Origin of the sequence: Verticiella alkaliphila (assembly GCF_018904615.1) — a bacterium.
GTDB lineage: Bacteria > Pseudomonadota > Gammaproteobacteria > Burkholderiales > Burkholderiaceae_B > Verticiella > Verticiella alkaliphila.
In genome coordinates this window covers 14,002-27,854 of sequence record NZ_JADCNH010000028.1, presented here as the reverse complement: position 1 = coordinate 27,854, position 13,853 = coordinate 14,002, and the positions used below count along the sequence as shown (strand labels likewise).

General features: G+C 68.6%; 12 protein-coding genes. 6 read left to right on the top strand and 6 right to left on the bottom strand.

Features of this window, described 5'->3' with window-relative positions:
• Positions 1-3: 3 nt before the first annotated feature.
• Together IMZ29_RS16345 and IMZ29_RS16340 are read left to right on the top strand one after the other, a co-directional pair.
• On the top strand, positions 4-516 hold the full coding sequence (locus IMZ29_RS16345) for a MotA/TolQ/ExbB proton channel family protein (protein WP_216186060.1): 513 nt from the start codon (positions 4-6) through the stop codon (positions 514-516).
• The gene (locus IMZ29_RS16340) at positions 513-821 is read left to right on the top strand and encodes a DUF2149 domain-containing protein (RefSeq protein ID WP_371820316.1); all 309 of its coding nucleotides are present in this window, start codon (positions 513-515) and stop codon (positions 819-821) included. Before IMZ29_RS16345 ends, IMZ29_RS16340 begins: the two co-directional genes overlap by 4 nt.
• Before the next feature lie 62 nt (positions 822-883).
• Here the strand turns inward: IMZ29_RS16340 and IMZ29_RS16335 are convergent, their stop codons facing one another.
• The 5 genes from IMZ29_RS16335 to IMZ29_RS16315 form a co-directional block, all read right to left on the bottom strand.
• Complete coding sequence (locus IMZ29_RS16335) at positions 884-3,187, bottom strand: xanthine dehydrogenase family protein molybdopterin-binding subunit (protein ID WP_216186056.1); 2,304 nt, start codon at positions 3,185-3,187, stop codon at positions 884-886.
• A gap of 22 nt (positions 3,188-3,209) precedes the next feature.
• A complete protein-coding gene (locus IMZ29_RS16330) occupies positions 3,210-3,875 on the bottom strand; it encodes an N-carbamoylsarcosine amidohydrolase (protein ID WP_216186054.1) in 666 nt (221 codons plus the stop codon).
• Complete coding sequence (locus tag IMZ29_RS16325; protein WP_216186052.1) at positions 3,872-4,945, bottom strand: 2,5-dihydroxypyridine 5,6-dioxygenase NicX family protein; 1,074 nt, start codon at positions 4,943-4,945, stop codon at positions 3,872-3,874. Before IMZ29_RS16325 ends, IMZ29_RS16330 begins: the two co-directional genes overlap by 4 nt.
• 27 nt (positions 4,946-4,972) lie before the next feature.
• Entirely contained in the window at positions 4,973-5,806 is an 834-nt protein-coding gene (locus IMZ29_RS16320; RefSeq protein ID WP_216186050.1) for an alpha/beta fold hydrolase, read from the bottom strand.
• 89 nt (positions 5,807-5,895) lie between these two features.
• Positions 5,896-6,666, bottom strand: a complete 771-nt coding sequence (locus tag IMZ29_RS16315; protein ID WP_305852519.1) for a maleate cis-trans isomerase family protein — start codon at positions 6,664-6,666, stop codon at positions 5,896-5,898.
• 314 nt (positions 6,667-6,980) lie between these two features.
• Here IMZ29_RS16315 and IMZ29_RS16310 point away from each other — a divergent pair, with 314 nt between their 5' ends.
• From IMZ29_RS16310 to IMZ29_RS16295, 4 genes are all read left to right on the top strand, one after another.
• Positions 6,981-8,138 (top strand): FAD-dependent monooxygenase, encoded by a 1,158-nt coding sequence (locus tag IMZ29_RS16310; protein ID WP_216186048.1) that lies wholly within the window; start codon positions 6,981-6,983, stop codon positions 8,136-8,138.
• Positions 8,139-8,205: 67 nt separating this feature from the next.
• A complete protein-coding gene (locus tag IMZ29_RS16305; protein WP_216186046.1) occupies positions 8,206-8,727 on the top strand; it encodes a (2Fe-2S)-binding protein in 522 nt (173 codons plus the stop codon).
• On the top strand, positions 8,724-11,816 hold the full coding sequence (locus tag IMZ29_RS16300; protein WP_216186044.1) for a c-type cytochrome: 3,093 nt from the start codon (positions 8,724-8,726) through the stop codon (positions 11,814-11,816). Before IMZ29_RS16305 ends, IMZ29_RS16300 begins: the two co-directional genes overlap by 4 nt.
• A 182-nt stretch (positions 11,817-11,998) precedes the next feature.
• Positions 11,999-13,315: an MFS transporter gene (locus IMZ29_RS16295; RefSeq protein WP_216186042.1), complete on the top strand. Its 1,317-nt coding sequence runs from the start codon at positions 11,999-12,001 to the stop codon at positions 13,313-13,315.
• A gap of 56 nt (positions 13,316-13,371) precedes the next feature.
• On the opposite strand, the gene IMZ29_RS16290 is transcribed toward IMZ29_RS16295, so the two are convergent.
• Complete coding sequence (locus IMZ29_RS16290) at positions 13,372-13,830, bottom strand: MarR family winged helix-turn-helix transcriptional regulator (protein ID WP_216186040.1); 459 nt, start codon at positions 13,828-13,830, stop codon at positions 13,372-13,374.
• Between the last annotated feature and the right edge of the window lie 23 nt (positions 13,831-13,853).

Sequence of the window (13,853 nt, the reverse complement as noted above, 5' to 3'; positions counted from 1 at the left end):
ACTGTGTTCGCTGATCTCGAAATCCTGCTGTACGACGTCTCCCGCGTCTTCCTGGCGCCCGTGCTCCTGGCGATTGCCGCCGCACTGGCCTATGCCCTCGTCATGCTGGGCGGCTTCGGCGTGGAGGCGTGGCAGCGGCATCGCGGCACGCATCCGCGCACCTTGCTGGCGGTGGCCCGTCAGCGGGCCGTGGCGACGGATCCCAACGGCATCGCACCCAGCGACGATCTGGAACTGTGGATCCTGCGCCGACTGGAAGGCTTGCGCGTGGTCTCGCGCACCGCGCCGATGCTGGGCCTCATCGCCACCATGATTCCCATGGGGCCGGCGCTGCTGGCGCTGGGCAATGCGGATGGGGCGGCGGTGGGCCGCAACATGGTGGCCGCCTTCTCGGCGGTCATCCTGTCGCTCTTGGCGGCCAGCATCAGCTTCGTCATCCTGACGGTGCGCCGCCGCTGGCTGCTGCAGGATCTGCGCGAATGCGAACGCGCGCGCGCTTTGGGAGTCACGCCGTGAGCCGCTTCCTCGATGAGGAGGACACCGATCCGATGCTGTCCGTGGTGAACCTGGTGGATCTGTTTCTCGTGATCATTGGCATCCTCATGGTGGTCATCGCGCAGAACCCGCTCAACCCGTTCTCGGCCGACCGCGTGGTCGTGGTGGAGAACCCGGGCGAGGCGGACATGCGGATCACGGTCAAGGACGGCGAGACGCTCACGCAGTACGAATCGAGCGGCGAGATGGGCGAGGGGCAGGGCGCCCGCGCCGGTGTCACGTACCGGTTGGATGATGGGCGCATGATCTACGTGCCCGAGCGCTGAGCCAGAGCCCGTCGGACGGGCGACGGCAAGCCCGTGGGTCTCGGCACCTGTTCGATGCTGGCTTACTCGAACGCTGGCATGGCGGGCGCCTTGGCGCCCTGCAGCGTGCGGCGCACCGCGTCGGGCGTGAACGGTGCTTCGTGAAAGCGCACCCCCGTGGCATCGAACAAGGCGTTCGCGATGGCTGCAGGCCCGGGCACGGAGGCGGATTCGCCAGCGCCCATCGGCGGCTCGTCCTGGCGAGGCATCAGGAGCACCTCGATGGGGGGCACCGCTTTGAAGCCCAGGATCGGATAGGTGCCCCATTCGCGGCTGGTGACGCCGCCAGCATCGAAACCGACGCGCTCGAGCAGCGCGCGGCTCAACGTCTGTACGACGTTGCCGTGGATCTGGTGGCGCACGCCATCCGGGTTGACCATCATGCCCGTGTCCTGGCCGACGACGATGCGCTCGACCACGATCTGCCCGCTCACCGGATCCACCGTGAGATCGATCACCCAGGCGGCCCAGGCTGCGCCGAAGCCCGGAAAGCGGCTGTGCACGTAGCGCGCATAGGCCACCCCGCGCCCGCGCAGCAGCCCGTCGGGTCCGGATTCGCCGCGGCTGCCGGGCTGCCCGGCGCGCCAGCCCGCGTGGGCGGCGGTGGCCTCCAGCAGGGCGATGGCGCGCGCATCGCGCAGGTGGCGCAGACGAAACGCCACCGGATCGGCGCTTGCGGCGTGCGCGAGCTCGTCGATCATGCTGTCGTGCGCGAAGGAGTTCGGCAGCGCCGAGACGCCACGCAGCCAGGATGCCCGCACCAGCGGCGCCATGTCGTGACAGACGATGCGCTGGCTGGCATAGCCGTAGGGCGGCACGGCGGTGCGGTCACCCATCTCCAGCGTGCGCGGCTCGCCCGAGACCTGGCCGGTGAGCAGCAGGGCCAGCAGGGGAGCGTCGTTGGAGGGATAGCGCACGGCGAAATCGTAAGAGAGCAGGGCGCCGGCGGCGTCGGCCGTGGCGGTCACGTCCATGACCTGGCCGGTGCCCTTAGGCTCCCACTGGTGCTCCTGTTCGCGGGTGAGCTGCACGCGCACGGGGGCGCCCACCGCCTGGGCGAGGAGCGCCGCGTCGGCACAGACATCGTCGGCACAGTTGCGACCATAGCAGCCGGCCGCTTCCAGCCGGACGATGTCGATGTTGCCCTCGCCCAGGTGCAGCAGGCGATCGAGGTCCGTGCGCAGCATGTGCGGATTCTGCGTGCCCGTCCAGACGGTCAAGCGCCCGTCGTCGTATTGCGCGACGGCGCACGAGGGGCCGATGGAGGCATGCATCTGGTAGGGCCACACGTAGCGACGCTGCAGCCGGATGGCCGCAGGCTGTTCGGCAGCGTCGTCGTCGCGTTCGTCCACCAACACGCGTTCGCGCGCGGGCTGCGCCACGATGGCGGCGGCCACGTCGTCCAACACCGGCGCAGGCGGCACAGGGTGCCAGCGCACGCGCAGGGCGCGCATCGCCGCGATGGCCTGCTCCTCGCGATCGGCGACCACGCCGACGAAGTCTCCCTGCACGACCACATCGACGCGGCCGGGCAGGTGGGCGACGGCGCTGCGGTCCACGTCGATCAGACAGCGGCCGATGAAGGTGCCGCCGTCGCGCCCGGGGTGGGGCGGGCGCACGACTCGGCCGTGTCGCATGCCGGGCACGCGGACGTCGTGCACGAAGCTCAGCTCGCCGGTGGCCTTGGCGGGGATGTCCACGCGGGGCGCGCCGCGACCGACGAGGCGGTAGTCCGCCACGGGTTTGAGGGGTACGGTGACGTCAGGCGCGGCAAGCGCAAGCCGCGTGTGGGCGATGCCGATCAGGGTCCCGTAGTCCTGCGTGCGGCCATCGTCAGCCTGCACGATGCCGTCGCGCACCTGCAACGCGTCGCGCGGCACGCCCCAGGCCTGGACGGCCAGCCCCAGCAGATGCTCACGCGCCTGGGCCGCAGCGCGGCGCAGGGGCACGGCAGAGATCTGGATACTGGCGCTGGCGATGGTCGGGCCCTGATTCGGCGCGGCACCCGTATGGCCCAACACCATGTCGAGCCGCGCGAGCGGCACGTCCAGCTCCTCGGCCACGATCTGCGCGAGCGCCGTACGAATGCCCGTGCCGAGATCGACGTGGCCATTGAACGCCATCACCCGCCAGGCGTCGGCCGGTTCGCCCGGCGCGGGTGCGAGCAGCGCCACGAAGACCTCGGGCGTGGCCTGCACGTAATCCGTGCCGGAGCCCGGCTGACCCGGCGCGGGCCGGGGCGGGGCCACCGGCTCGCGGATCACCAGCACCGTGCCGGCGCGGTGCAGCAGTCTGTCGTGCAGGGTGCCGGGCTGGGGTAATGTCATGACAATGGCCGGGTCGATCCGCTCAGGGCGTGAGCGCGCGGGTCTGCGCGATGGCGTCTGCCATCGGCATGACGGCAGCATACTTCTGGGCCATGTCGAAGAGATTGGCCTGGTGCGGTCCCAGCGCGCGATCGCCGCAGCAGTCTTCCACCACCAGCGGCCGAAAGCCCGATTGCATGGCATCGACCACGCTCGCCCGCACGCAGCCGCTGGTGACGCAACCGGCCACGAGCAGCGTCTGCACGCCGCGCTGCGCGAGCCAGGGCGCGAGCATGGTGCCGAAGAACGCCGAGGGCGTGCTCTTGCGCACCACGTACTCGCCGGCGGCGGGGGCCAGTTCCGGCACGATGGCGCTGGCCGGGCTGTCTTCCTTCAGCGTGAGCATGCCTGGCACCTTCAGGCAGAAGACGTTGCTGTCGGCATCGTCGTCAGAGAAGACGATGCGGCTGTGGGCCACCGGCCAGCCCTGGGCGCGGGCGTGGGCCAGCAGTTCGCGTGTCTGCGCAATGGCTTCGGGAATGTTGCCACCACCGAACACGGCCGGATCGGCAAAGCCGTTCACGAAATCGATGATGAGCAGGCCAAAGGGCGGCTTCAAGGGCAGCGGCGTGCCGAAGCCCTGACGGGCATAAGCCGAGATGTCGCCTTGCGCACCCTCAGTGGGGATGTGCTGGGTAGTGTCGTTCATAGTCCCTCCGGGCGACGCTGGGCGCGGGCCAGGCCCGATGCATCCTGCACCACGCCGTCGATGACGGTGGCCTCGCCATCGAGCGTGACGGTGCAATGGCGCATCGGAATGTCGATGTGGCAGGCCGTGGTGCGGCTGCCACCGGCTTCGTTGTTCGGCCCCATGGACCACAGGAAATTGCCCTCGAAGGCGCGCGCATCCATGCCGATGTGCGTCTCCTTGTTGTAGTGGGCGAGCATGGACCAGTGCGCCCGCGGCTGCAAGCCCCAGCCAATGTGCGACACGGCGTAGGCCTCTGGATCCTCATAGGCGGCCATGTACTCCTTCAGGATGTCCGCCTGCAGGCCGCCCTGGATGCGGCGCACGTAGCCGTTCTCGATGGTGAGCGTGATGGGGTCCGTCACGTAGTCCTTCAGTGGCAGCAGGATGTCGCCGCGGTCCAGCACCACCTGGCCCTGGCTGTGGCCTTCGTCGGGCCAGGTGAGCACGAAGCCGCTGGGCCAGTGGTCCCACCGGCCCGGCTGGTCGACGAAGCCATACTCCGAGATCGCGGGGAATTCGCCAATGCGGCAGCGCAGGTCCGTGCCCGCCTTGGACGTGACGCGGAACTCGTGCGCGGCCTCGATGCGTTGAGCCGCCGCGAGCACCCGGGCGCGATCGGCCTCGGTGGGCACGAGACGGCACAGGACCTCGGGCGGCTCGACCGCCAGCAGGATCTTCGTGCCGCTCGACAGAATGTCGTGCTGCTCCGGCGAGAAGAGCAGGGTCATGAGGTCGAGCACCAGGTCGCTCGCCTTCAAGGCAGCAATGGCGGCCGGGTTGCCGGTGAGGGGCGTCGTGCCGAGATACGCGAGCGAGTCGCGGCTCAGCGACTTCTCCGCGTTCACCGGGGGCAGGTCCAGGCGGTTCACGCGCGCCCCCATGTCGCTGGCTGCGGCGATGGCGCAGCGCAGCGTCTGGGGGTGGGTATCCGCGCCGGTGAGCACGGTGACGATCTGGCCGCGCTCCAGCATCGAGAGCGTGAGCACCTGCTTCCACGCCTGAATGAGATCGATGTCGCTGACGGACATGGTGGCTCCTGAGTTGGATGAAGACGCTCAGCGCACGGGGGCGCCCAGAAAATCGCCGAACGCTTCGTAGAAGCCGGCTTCGTTGTCCCACGGAATCATGTGACCCGCGTTCGGCACGCGCACGTGCGTGGTCTGCGGGGCGAGGCCCTGCCACTCGGCCACGTCCTCATCGCGCACCACGTCGCCGCGCTCGGCGGTCATCAGCAGCAGCGGTTGCGTGATCTTGGGCAGATCGGCATGGATGTCGTCGCGCGCGAAGTCCTCGAAGCTCTGCACGATGGCAGGTTCGAAGCAGGTGTGCAGCCACTGGGCGCGTAGCTGCCGCTGTTCCTCGGTCCAGGTGGGGCAGAACTGGCGCATGTCCTCGGCCGTCATGCCGATCGTGGCCTGCCGGATCGAGTCCACGTACCAGGGCAGGGCGGCCGGATAGGCGCGGCGCCCAGGGCCGGATACCGGCGGATCCACGATGACCAGCCGCGTGAGGCCGGCGGGCGCGCTGCGTGCCGCGCGCACGGCAATGCGTCCGCCCATCGAATGCCCGACGAGGGCATAGCGGGCAAGGCCCAGTGCCTGGGCAAACGCCGTGACGTCTGCAGCCTGCGCATCCAGGCCGTAATCCAGTCCGGGGCCGCTCGCGGACAGCCCGCGGCCGCGCACGTCGAGGACGTAGGTGTCGAATGCCTGGCCCAAGTGCTCGGCCACGAAGCCCCAGGTCACGGCCGGGCTCGTGATGCCCGGAATGAGGATGACCGCGTCACGCTGCGCGCGCTCGCCCTCGGCGCCGCCATAGCGCAGATAGTGCTGGCGGATGCCGTTGGCGTGGACCTGGCCGCCGTAGCGAAAGGTGCTGGAAGACGTCATGCAGAACTCCTCGTGCCGACGCGAGAGGCGGCGGCTCAGTCGAGGCGGCCCGTGGCCCCGTGAGGCCGCCCGGTGCCGCGCGGTGGGGATCAGGCCTTGGCGTAGGGGTAGGCGCCAGAGAGCAGCGCGCCTGCGCCTGGCACGACCGGGTCCAGGTTCAGCGACTTCAGGATGGCATACACCGTGGCGACCGATGCCGTGAGCACGGGCTTGCCTGTCTGGGCCTCGACCTGCGAGATGGCAGCGAGCGAGGGCATCTGCACGCAGGCCGAGAGCACGATGACATCGGCGTCGGCCACGTTCATGTCGGCCACGATGCCGGGCAGCTTGGCGGGGTCGTGACGGCCGACCTCCAGATTGTCCGGGATTTCGAGCGCGCGCCAGTCCACGATCTCGAAGCCTTCGGCGGCGATGTAGTCCATGACGAGCTGGGTGAGCGGGATCATGTAGGGCGCAACCAGCGCGATCTTCTTCGCGCCCATCACCTTCAAGGCCTCGACGAGCGCGCCCGCGCTGGTGATGACGGGGGCGCTGGCGCCATTGCCGGCGGTGCGCTCGGTCAGGCGCGCCTGCGAGACGCGGTGATAGCCGTTGCCCATGGCCATGATCGCGACCAGGCAAGCGTAGCCCAGCACGTCCACGCGCGCATCGGAGAGCTCCAGCGCGCAGCGATCGGATTCCGCATCCATGGCGGCCAGCTCGTCCTTCTGCACCGTCTTCATGCGCATGCGGGCCGAGTGAAACGTGAAGCGGTCTTCCGGGCGCAGCACCGAGTGGGCCTGCAGCATGGCGGGCACTTCGGTCTCCATCGTGGTGTTCGAGCTCGGCACGATCTGGCCGATGCGATAGGTGCGGGTCATGGCCCTTCCTCCGGGTCTGTGATTAGGGTTTTCGCTACATGAATTAAAAGCGTGTACGTTCTATTCTTGCAAAGAGTTGGCCAATTGGCAAACTCGGATTTACGCCCAAAAACGTGCGGTAAATGCACTGAAATCGTGATTCTCGTGCGGCACTGCACCATGATGGTGTGCTCTAGTCAAATGGAAAATAGAGCGTATACACTGTAAATAGCTGCCGCCAAAGTTGGCGCGATTCCTGCTTTTGCAACGTCAAGAGAGGTGCGTGGCGCGACAGCGATCCATTGGTCTCTCAACCATCCTGCAAGGAGAATCTCGTGTCCAAATCCCCGCGTATCGCCGTCGTCGGTGCCGGCCTGGGTGGCGCAGCCACCGCCAAGCTGCTGCTCCAGGAGGGCTACGACGTGCGCGTCTACGAGCAGTCGCCCGGCTTTTCGCGGCTGGGCGCCGGCATTCACGTCGGCCCCAACGTGATGAAGATCCTGCGCCGCATCGGCATCGAAGAGGCGCTCGACGCCCAGGGCTCGCGGCCCGATTTCTGGCACAGCCGCCACGGCGAGACGGGCGACATCCTGGCGCAGATCCCGCTGGGCGACTATGCGGTGAAGACCTATGGTGCCTCCTACCTGACCGTGCACCGGGGCGACTTCCATGCCCTGCTGATCGAGGCGCTGCCGAGCGGCGTCGTGGCCTACGACAAGCATCTCACCCGGGTCGAGGACCGCGGCGACGTGGTGGTGATGCACTTCGCCGACGGCACGTCCGAGGAAGCTGACATCGTGATCGGTGCCGACGGCGTGAATTCGCGCATCCGCGATGAGCTGCTTGGGCCGGAGCCCCCCAAGTACGCAGGCTACCTCGCGCACCGCGCGGTGTTCCCCACGCCCGAGGTCAAGGCGGGGATGCTGCCTTTCGAGCCCTGCGTGAAGTGGTGGACGGACGATCGCCACCTCATGACCTATTTCGTCACGAGCAAGGCCGACGAGCTCTACTATGTCACCGGCGTGCCCGTGGAGGAGTGGGACTTGAACGATCGCTGGCTGCCCTCGAGCCAGGAAGAGATGCGCGAGGCCTTCCGGGGCTGGCACCCCACGGTGCAGGCGCTGATCGACGCCACGGTGGAGGTGACGAAGTGGTCGCTGCTCGAGCGTGACCCGCTGCCGCTGTGGAGCCGCGGCCGTCTGGTGCTGCTGGGCGACGCCTGCCACCCGATGAAGCCGCACATGGCGCAGGGCGCGGCGATGGCCATCGAGGACGGCGCCATGCTCGCCCGTTGCTTCAAGGAAGTGGGCGTGCACAATCACGAGCTGGCCTTCGCCTTGTATGAAGCCAACCGTGCCGAGCGCGCGAGCAAGGTGCAGCGCATCTCGCACGACAACACCTGGCTGCGCACGAACGAAGATCCGGCCTGGTGCTTTGGGTACGACGTGTTCAATGTGCCGCTCGTGGATCCGAAGATCAAGGCCGCCGTCTGACCCCGCGCGGGCGACTGCCGAGCCTCTCGCCCGCGAGCTGCCACTCCCGCCATTTGCCGAGCCTGCCATGCAAACCCATCCCGATTCACACGCTACCGACGCGCCGCTGCGCCTGCGGGTGAACGGTGATGAGCATGTCGTGGCCGTGCCGCCGCAGACGGCGTTGCTGCACGTGCTGCGCAACGATCTCATGCTCAACGGCCCGAAGTACGGTTGCGGGCTGGGTGAGTGCGGCGCCTGCACGGTGCTGATCGATGGCGTCGCGGCGCGTTCGTGCGTGATTCCGGTGCGGGCCGTGCAGCAGCGCGAGGTGACCACGCTGGAAGGGCTGGGGACGCGGACCTGCCCGGGCCCCACGCAACAGGCCTTCATCGAGTGCCAGGCGGCTCAGTGTGGCTACTGCCTCAACGGCATGATCATGACCGTCGAAGCCCTGTTGCGGCGCAATCCGCAGCCCACGGACGCGGCGCTGCGCAGCGAGCTGCATCACAATCTCTGCCGGTGTGGCACGCACGTCGAGATCCTGCAGGCCGCGCATCGCGCGGTCACGCTACACGCCAAGACGCACGCCGACGAGAGGGCGCCATGAGCGACGGCGTACACCCGCTCTCCCGCACGGCTGGACAGGCGCTCGAGCAGCCGTCCCATGCGCTGCACGGTGCCGTGCTGGTGCCGCCCGTCCTGGCCTGGGATGGTCAACGCTATGCAGGCAGCACGCTGGTGAGCGTGACACTCGACGCCGCGCGGGCCATGCCGGGCGTGGCTGCGGTGGTGCGCGAGCAGCATTTCGCTGGCGTGGTCGCTGTGAGCGCGTTGCATGCGCGCCAGGCGCTGGATGCGCTGGCACCCGTCTGGCAGTCGTCGGGCCGTGCGTCGCGTGCGATCGCACCCGCCGTGACCGATGCGGACTACACCTGGCAGGTGATGCCCACGACGGGTGAGGGCGCGGTCACCGCCTGGTGCGTGCCGGGCCGCGTGGCAGTGTGGCTGCCAGCAGGCCATCCGGACGCGCCAGCCCTGATCCGACAGGAACTGTCGGCGTTGCTGGCCCTGCCGGAGGGCAGGGTCGAGCTCCATGAGAGGGATGGTGGCGAGGGCCATGCGCCTGCCGCCATGCGCCTGGTGGATGCGGCGGCGAGTGCCGCGCTGCTCTCGCGTGCCGCGGGACGGCCCGTGCAGGTGGCCCTGCGTGCGGTGGCCAGCACGCGCGTCCGGCTGCACGCGGTGTCCGATGCGCCCGCCAGCGCGGGTGCAGCCCAACCCGGCCCTGAGGGCATGGATGGCACGCGTGTCGGTGTTCCGCTGGCATCGTCGGCGCCGCGCGCAACGCCAGGTGCCGGGGGCGGCGCACCTGCCGCTTCAAGCACGCACACGCCGGCAAGCGCACTCGCACGCCAGTGGCAGACGGACGGTGTCTGGGCAGTCCGGCCGAGCCTGGCAAGACTCCTCACCCTCCCCCACGCAGCCGGGCCCGTCGCCGGCGCTCGGGTGCTGCCTGCGGATGCGGTCAGCGGGACGTCCGGAGTGCACCTGTTGTCCGATGCCGGCCCACAGGATCTGGACGCGGCGCAGGTCTTCGCGCAGGAGAGCCAGTGGTGCGATGCCGCCGTCGCCGCGGGCAACGACCCCATCGCCGCGCGCTTGGCGGCCTTGCAGGGCAAAGCGCGTGCACTGGCCACGCAGGTTGTGCAACAGGCGCCTTGGGCGTCTGCAGGTGCCGAGGATCGCCGTCTGCCGGATGGCCGACTGCGCGGTGTCGGGCTGGCCACGGCCCATCTCGCCCATCACGATGACGACGGTCAGCCCGGCACCGTGTGGAGCGCGTGGGTGGCCGAAGTGGCGGTGCATCCGCAGACGGGGCACATCGACGTGACGCGCGTGGTGGCCGGCCACGACAGCGAGCGTCTGCAGCCGGCGCAGGCTGCCCCGGTGCATGGGCAGATCGTGCATGACGAGCCCTGGTTGATGCAGGGCGCCCAGCGGCTGCTGGGCACGGACACAGCGTTCGATGACTGGCGCGCGGCCCGACCGACGCCGCTGCACGACGCGGCGCGGTCTGTGGCGCCTCATGCGCCGGATCACGCCGTGGTCAATCAGGGCCGGCTCGCGCTCGATGGCGTGCTGACCTTGCCCGCGGCCGCGGCCATCGCCAACGCCATCCACGATGCCACCGGCGTGCGTTTGCGCGAGGCGCCGTTCGATGTGGCGCAGTTGCGTCGGGCCCTGGGGCAGGGCGACAGCGAGGCCGTGCCGCCGGGCCTGCGCCGTGCCTGGCGCTGGGCCACGGCCGGGGCCGCCGGTCTGGCCGGTCTGGCCGTGATGGCCTGGCCGGCCAAGCCCGCCATCCCGCTCACCGCCGGTCCGGACGTCTCGCTCTATTCGGATCAGGCCATCGAACGGGGCCGGCTGGTGGCCGCGGCGGGCGATTGCGTCGCCTGCCACACCGCGCCGGGCGGCAAGCCCAATGCGGGCGGTTTCGCCCTGGAAACCCCATTCGGCACGATCTACTCCACGAACATCACACCGGATGCGGAGACGGGCATCGGGCGCTGGTCGTATGCCGCGTTCGAACGCGCCATGCGCCAGGGCATCCACCAGGACGGCCGCCAGCTCTATCCGGCATTCCCGTACACAGCCTTCGCCAAGCTGAGCGACGCGGACATCCAGTCGCTCTATGCCTACCTGATGACGCAGCCGGCCGTGTCGGCCAAGGCGCCGGAAACGCGGCTCGCGTTTCCGTACAGTCTGCGTCCGGCCATTGCCGGCTGGAATCTTCTCTTTCATGACGCCACGCCGTTCTCGCCGGACCCGGGCCGCAGCATCGCGTGGAATCGCGGCGCCTATCTGGTGGAAGGGGCGGGGCATTGCGCCGCGTGCCACTCGCCACGCAACAGTCTGGGTGCGGAGAAGAAGGGCCTGCATTACCTGGCCGGTGGCGAAGCCGAAGGCTGGCAGGCGCCCGCGCTCAATGTGCTGGGCACCGGCGCGCTCCCCTGGACCCGCGACGAGCTCTTCCAGTACCTGCGTACCGGCCATGCATCTCGTCACGGCGTGGCGGCGGGCCCCATGGCACCTGTCATCCAGGGCTTGGCCGAGCTGCCCGACAGCGATATCCACGCCATGGTGACGTATCTCACGGCGTTGCCCGGGCAGGCGCCGCAGGTGCTGCCTGGCGATGCGGAATCGCCGGCGTCGCGCACGGGCCCGGTCACGTCGGCGCCGCCGGCCGCTCACGTCGTCCCCCAGCCCGTCGCGCCGACCTCAGCGTCTCGCATGTCGTCCGAGTCTTCCTCACTGGCCAACCCGCAGCCGCGTGAGGCTCGCGTCTTCGCCACGCACGCCAATGGCGAGCGCATCTATCAGAACGCCTGCGCCGTGTGCCACGAGGCCGGCAGCGGCCCGACGCTCTTCGGCGTGAAACCCATGCTGGGGTTCAACACCAACCTGCATGCCGACACGCCAGACAATCTGCTGCAGGTGATCCTGCATGGCATCCAGAACCCGGCTGACGACGCGCTGGGCTACATGCCGGGCTTTGCCGACAGCTTGGACGACACGCAACTCACCGATCTCGCGGGCTACCTGAGGGCGCGTTTCGCGCCCGGCTCGCCGGCGTGGTCCGATCTGCCCACCGCGGTGCGCGCTGCGCGCCCGGTCCTGCACGACCCCGTTCCCTAGCCGTACCGTCACGCCTCTCGGTTTTGCCACAGATCGTTCCGCCCCGCGGCGGGTGCGAGGGGCGTTGTTGTGTCATCGTTCGGCATGCGCGGGTCAGGCCGGACAGAAGAAACCTTTCTCAGGTTGCCCTCAGGGGCGCCCCAACCAACCCCGTTGCGATGTCTTCATCAAGGAGTTCTCAGGTGGCATCTACATTCATCTCGGTGGAACAAGGCCTGCAGACCGCAGGCGTCGGCAAGTTCCAATACCGGCTGTTCGTGATCTTCGGCCTGGTGTGGCTGGCCGATGCCATGCAGGTGCTGTCGATCGGCTTCAGCGCACCTTCCATCGCCAAGACGTTCGGCATCACGGTGCCCGAAGCCTTGCAGACGGGCACGCTGTTCTTCGTCGGCATGCTGATCGGCGCGTTCTTCTTCGGCCGCCTGGCCGACCGCATCGGGCGCCGGCCCGTGCTGATGATCGCGGTCATCATCGACGCCTGCGCTGGTGTGGCCTCGGCGTTCGCGCCGGATTTCGCGTGGCTGCTCTTCCTGCGCTTTCTGACCGGCGTCGGGGTGGGCGGCACGCTGCCCGTGGATTACACGATGATGGCCGAGTTCCTGCCGGCTCAGCGTCGCGGCCGCTGGCTCGTGCTGCTCGAGTCCTTCTGGGCCATCGGCACGATCTTCCTCGCGCTGCTTGCGTTGTACGCCGTGTCCTGGGGCGATGATGCCTGGCGCCTCATCTTCTTCGTGACCGGCCTGCCGGCCCTCGTCGGCGTGGTGCTGCGCTTCTATATCCCGGAGTCGCCGCTCTACCTGAATCGCAACGGCAAGTCCGATCAGGCGCACCAGGTCTTGCAGCGGGTGGCCAAGGTCAACGGAAACAACATCACGATCCCGCAGCTGCAGGCCGAGCCGCAGGAGCGCAAGTCGATCTTCGCCTTGTTCTCACCCGAGATGCGACGACGCAGCATCTCGCTCTTCCTGGCATGGGCGCTGATCTCGATCGCCTACTACGGCGTGTTCGTGTATCTGCCGGTGCGTCTGTCCACCGAAGGCTTTGCCTTCATGCGCGGCCAGGAATTCCTCGTGATCCTCGCGTTGGTGCAGTTGCCGGGCTTTGCGCTGTCGGCCTACGGGGTGGAGAAGTGGGGCCGCAAGCCCACGCTGATCGGCTTCCTGCTCCTGAGCGCCGTGGGCTGCATGCTGTACAGCCTCGGCACGGATCCGGTGATCGTCGTAGGCTCCACCCTGCTCATGAGCTTCTCGCTGCTGGGTACGTGGGGTGCGCTGTACGCCTTCACGCCGGAGGTGTATCCGACAGCGCTGCGCGCAAGCGGCATGGGCACGGCAGGCGCCATGGCCCGCTTCGGTGGTCTCTTTGCGCCGGCCATCATCGCACCCATCATGACCACGCACTTCACGCTGGCGCTGGGCGTGCTCTCGGCCATGCTCGTGGCCGGTGCCGTCGCCATCTGGGCGGTGGACGTCGAATCGCGCAATCGCGCGCTGGATTGATGCGGCGTCGCTGACGTCGGGCAGCGCGCGCCATGTGCGCTGCCACCGACGAGACCTCACTCGGTCTCGTCGGTCTCCAGCATCTTGCGCAAGAGAAAATCGAGCGCCAGGCGCTCGGCGGGATTCAGCCGGCCAAGCGTGCTTTCCGTGATCTGGCGGGCATGGGGCTCCATGCGCTCGACCAGATCGCGGCCCAATGCCGTCAGGCTCACCACCACCTTGCGCCGGTCCGTCGGATCGTGCCCGATGTGCACGAGCTCACGCTGCTTGAGCCGATCGACCACGCCGCGGATGGTGGCCTGGTCGATCACGGTGGCCTTGACGATGTCCACGAGCGAACTGCCGTCGTGATCGCGCAGCGTACAGAGCACGACGAACTGTGCCGCCGTGAGTTGCGAATCCGGGATGTATTGCTGAAAGAGCGACGTGTGACGTTGATAGACGCGTCGCAGCAGGTGGCCGACCTGGTCGGAGAAGGAATAGCCGTTCTGACCGGGGGTGTCAGTGTCCGTCATGGATGCAAGGCGTGAGGCAGGCG

What these genes read in the sequence shown, in the direction of transcription:
- IMZ29_RS16320 (WP_216186050.1), bottom strand. Translation starts at nt 5,806, where the DNA reads ATGACGTCTTCCAGCACCTTTCGCTACGGCGGCCAGGTCCACGCCAAC.
- IMZ29_RS16325 (WP_216186052.1), bottom strand. Translation starts at nt 4,945, where the DNA reads ATGTCCGTCAGCGACATCGATCTCATTCAGGCGTGGAAGCAGGTGCTC.
- IMZ29_RS16315 (WP_305852519.1), bottom strand. Translation starts at nt 6,666, where the DNA reads ATGACCCGCACCTATCGCATCGGCCAGATCGTGCCGAGCTCGAACACC.
- IMZ29_RS16305 (WP_216186046.1), top strand. Translation starts at nt 8,206, where the DNA reads ATGCAAACCCATCCCGATTCACACGCTACCGACGCGCCGCTGCGCCTG.
- IMZ29_RS16290 (WP_216186040.1), bottom strand. Translation starts at nt 13,830, where the DNA reads ATGACGGACACTGACACCCCCGGTCAGAACGGCTATTCCTTCTCCGAC.
- IMZ29_RS16335 (WP_216186056.1), bottom strand. Translation starts at nt 3,187, where the DNA reads ATGACATTACCCCAGCCCGGCACCCTGCACGACAGACTGCTGCACCGC.
- IMZ29_RS16300 (WP_216186044.1), top strand. Translation starts at nt 8,724, where the DNA reads ATGAGCGACGGCGTACACCCGCTCTCCCGCACGGCTGGACAGGCGCTC.
- IMZ29_RS16330 (WP_216186054.1), bottom strand. Translation starts at nt 3,875, where the DNA reads ATGAACGACACTACCCAGCACATCCCCACTGAGGGTGCGCAAGGCGAC.